Annotated in this window: 4 protein-coding genes; all 4 read right to left on the bottom strand. The window is 71.6% G+C overall.

Going from position 1 to position 3719, the window contains the following annotated elements:
• On the bottom strand, positions 1–1186 hold a 1186-nt coding region (locus tag Q0066_RS01385; protein WP_298129323.1), incomplete at its 3' end, for a glycosyltransferase 87 family protein.
• A gap of 75 nt (positions 1187–1261) precedes the next feature.
• Positions 1262–1693, bottom strand: a complete 432-nt coding sequence (locus tag Q0066_RS01380) for a hypothetical protein (protein ID WP_298129321.1) — start codon at positions 1691–1693, stop codon at positions 1262–1264.
• The gene (locus Q0066_RS01375) at positions 1693–2346 is read right to left on the bottom strand and encodes a response regulator transcription factor (RefSeq protein ID WP_298129319.1); all 654 of its coding nucleotides are present in this window, start codon (positions 2344–2346) and stop codon (positions 1693–1695) included. Before Q0066_RS01375 ends, Q0066_RS01380 begins: the two co-directional genes overlap by 1 nt.
• On the bottom strand, positions 2337–3569 hold the full coding sequence (locus tag Q0066_RS01370; RefSeq protein WP_298129317.1) for a histidine kinase: 1233 nt from the start codon (positions 3567–3569) through the stop codon (positions 2337–2339). The genes Q0066_RS01375 and Q0066_RS01370 overlap by 10 nt, the downstream gene beginning before the upstream one ends.
• Positions 3570–3719: the final 150 nt, after the last annotated feature.

The raw sequence follows: 3719 nt of genomic DNA, 5'->3' as shown, positions 1-3719 counted from the left end.
GGTGCCGAAACTGTTGCCGATGGTCAACATGTCGATGACGTGCGAGGCCATGGGGCGACTCCTGTCCGGTTGCGGCGAGCGCTGACAACCCTAGTGGTGCGGTTCGCGGATGGGTGAGGACGCCCAAGGTGATCAATGCCAGCAGCGTCCAGCTGTCTTGGACGAGCTTGCCGATCAGATCGTGGCTGTACTCGACGGTTCCCTCGGTCGGGTACCACCAGGTCAGGTGTCCCATCAGTACCAGGCTCCAGGACCAGGCGAGTCCGCGGTGGGCGTGGACGGCGCACCACAACAGCAGCGGCAGCACCCAGGTCCAGTGGTGGATCCAGGAGATCGGCGAGATGAGCAGGCCGGCGAGACCCGTCACGGACAGCGCCAGCACCTGATCGGGCGTCCGACGCAGAACGGTCACCGCGGCCAGTAGCACGATGAGCGACAACGCGGTGGTGAGCAGAGGCGAGCCGCCGGGACCGAACGCCCGTGCCACCGCCCCGGTCAACGACTGGTTGGTGGCATAGGCGATGCCGATCCGGTCGGGCGCGGCGAGGAACAGGCCCGTCCAGTAGTCGGTGGATGCCGCCGGTGCGATCAGCCAGCCGGCGGCGATCGTCGCGGCGAACCCGATCAGCACCTGGACGATGCCGCGTAGATCGCGGCGTACCAGCAGCGGCAGCAGGAACATCAGCGGGGTCAGTTTCAGGCCGGCCGCGATCCCGATCAGCCAACGCCGGCGGCCGAGGAATCCTTCGGTGACCAGCCAGGCCAGCACCAGATTGAGCTGCCCGTAGCCGAGGGCGAACGCCACCGGCTCGGTCGTCAGCGCCAAAGCCAGCAGGACCGGGGCCAGGTCGGGCCGGGCAGGCAGCAGACGTCGCAGCACCAGCCGCAGGGTGCGGAAGAGGGCGGCGACCGAGCCGAGAGCGACCAGGATCGCGGATACCGGGAACGGCGCGACCACCAGCGGCAGGTAGACGGCTGCGGCGAACGGCGGGTACAGCCAGGGCAGTTGGCCGTCCGGGGTCAGGTTCGGGTCGCCGCCGTCGGCCAGTTCCGATGCCGCCCGCAGATACACGGCGAGATCGATGGAGCCGGCGCACGACGCGACCGCGCACGCGGCGAGGGCGGCGCCGGCCAGCAGCCATCCGGCGGCGCGGCGGGGAAGGGTGCGGGACAGCAATGACCACATGCGCCGAGCGTCGTGCCCGCGTCCTCGGCCTCGCGTCGGGGGCAGCCACCGAACCGGGGTGGGGATAACCCCCGGTCAGGGCGCCGGGCGCACCTCGACGTTCAGCCGCTGATCGATGCCGCCGAGCGTCGCGCCGGGCCGCTGGATGACCACCACCCGGACGGCTGGGTCGGCGGTGCGGACGGTGAGCCAGATGGCGCACCGGCTCAACGGGGTAGGGGTGCGGCAACGGGCCGTCACCAGGCCAGACTCGATGATCACCTCGGGCCCGCCGAACGTGGAGCGGGACCGCCATTGAAGGTCGGCGACCACGCCGTCGCCTGGCCGGCCCCGTTCAACGCTGACCAGGACGCCGGCGTCGGCGTCCACCTCGATGGTGGTCGGTTTCGACCAGTCGACGTAGTCGGAGCGGTTCTCGACCAGCAGTTCGCGGAACCAGAAGGCGCCACTGACCAGCACCATGGCTGTGGCCACGACGGCGGCCAGCCGAATCCCCAGGCGCCGCATCAGCGACCCTCGCCCAGGTAGGCCAGGACGGCCTGCACCCGCCGGTGCCGGCCCCCGGCGCCGGCCAGGTCGAGCTTGGCGAAGATGCTTGTCACATGCTTCTCCACCGCGCCTTCGCCGACCACCAGCTGGGCCGCGATCCCGGCGTTGGAGCGGCCCTCCGCCATGCCGGCGAGAACCTCACGTTCGCGCGGGGTGAGCCGGGAAAGCGCGCCGGCGTGACGGCTGCGGCTGACCAGCTGGCTCACCACGTCCGGGTCCAGCGCCGTGCCGCCTGAGGCGACCCTGCCGAGCGCGTCGGAGAACTCGGCCAGGTCGGCCACCTGGTCCTTCAGCAGGTAGCCGAGTCCGCGGGCGCCGGCGGCGAGCACCTCGGAGGCGTAGCGCTCTTCCACGTACTGGCTGAGGATCAGTACACCCAGTTCCGGCCGCCGCCGGCGTAGCCACAGGGCCGCTCGGAGACCCTCATCGGTGAAGGTCGGCGGCATCCGGACGTCGACGATGGCCACGTCCAGGTCGGGCGTCGCCTCGACCGCCCGCAGCAGCTGCTCGGCGTCCGGGACTGCGGCGACCACCTCGATGCCGCGTTCGGTGAGCGCGCCGGTCAACACCTCACGGAGCAGCCCCGAGTCCTCGGCCAGGATCACCCGCATGGCACCTCCACGGTGACCACCGTCGGCCCGCCCGGCGGACTGGACAGGAAGAGCCGGCCGTCCACGCCGGTGAGCCGGTGGGCGATGCCGCTCAGGCCGGTGCCACCGGTGACCTCCGCGCCGCCGGGACCGGCGTCGGTCACCGTTGCGCGGATCAGGGTGCGGTCACGGACCAGGTCGACGGACGCCGCAGCCCCGGCCGCATGTTTGGCGACGTTGGTGAGCAGCTCGGCCACGGCGAAGTAGCACATGGCCTCGATGGCCGGATCGGGCCGGCGGTCGATCCGGGTCTCGATGGTGACCGGCATCGGCAGCCGGGCGGCGACCGCCGAGAGTGCGGCGTCCAGGCCGCGGGCCTCCAGGATCGGTGGTCGAAGGCCTCGGGTCAGGGTGCGTAGCTCGTCGATGGTGCCGCTGGTCTCGACCCGAGCTCGGCGGACCAGCGCCAGCGTTCCGGTGTCCGGCTCGGACGCCAGCCGAGTCTCGGCCTGGCCGAGCAGGATCGACAGGGCGATCAGCCGCTGCTGGGCGCCGTCGTGCAGGTCGCGCTCCAGGCGGGTCCGTTCGGCGTCCGCCGAGGTCACGGTGAGGGTGCGGGCCTCGACGAGTTCACCCACGCGGCGGGCCAGCGCCGCGGACTCGGGACTGCCGAGGAGCGCCTGGCTGACCCAGCCGTCCAACCAGGCCAAGCCGCGGATCAGTGCGGGCGCGGCCACCGTGAGCACGATCACCGCCGCGACCGGATTCGCCAGCAGCATCATCTTGGCGTCGCTCAGGTAGAGCACGGCGAGCGGCTGGTAGGAGAACACCACCGCCGCGAGCTGCGCGACGAGCAGCAGGGATGGCAGGGTGACCACCAGGCTCAGCGCGACCACGTCGAGTGCCGCGAGGGTGAACCGGACCACGACGTAGCCGGCCGCACGCCGAAAGCCTGGGTCACGCAGCGTGTCCCGAACCCGCTCGATCGGCGGCCGGGTGCGAGCAGGCAGGGTCAGGGTGAGTGCGGGTGCGCGGTCGTGCAGGACGGTGAACCGTTCCCGCTCCAGGGCGATCAGCCCGGCGAAGACCCGGGCGAGCCCCAGAAACGGCCGCGGAGTGAACACCGTCAACGGAATCGTCACCGCCACCGCGGCGAGCACCACGCCCTGCAGCGGAGCCAGCACGATCCCCAGTGACAGATGACCGAGCTGACGCCACGGAAACGGGCGGAGCAGGCGGTGCACGGGGTCAGCCTGCCATGGCATGCCGCTGGTTCGGCGGAGGCCGTCACGCCGCTCCGGTATTGGGACGGGCGATCACCCGGATCTCGGTGCCTCCAGGGTCAGTCCTCGGACGCCGAGGTGCGGCGCGGGGTGACCGGCCAGTCGTCGGGG

It is taken from the genome of Micropruina sp., from assembly GCF_027492755.1.
Classification (GTDB): domain Bacteria; phylum Actinomycetota; class Actinomycetes; order Propionibacteriales; family Propionibacteriaceae; genus Micropruina.
The sequence above is the reverse complement of the archived record's forward strand: the minus strand, read 5'-3'. Positions and strand labels throughout refer to the sequence as shown.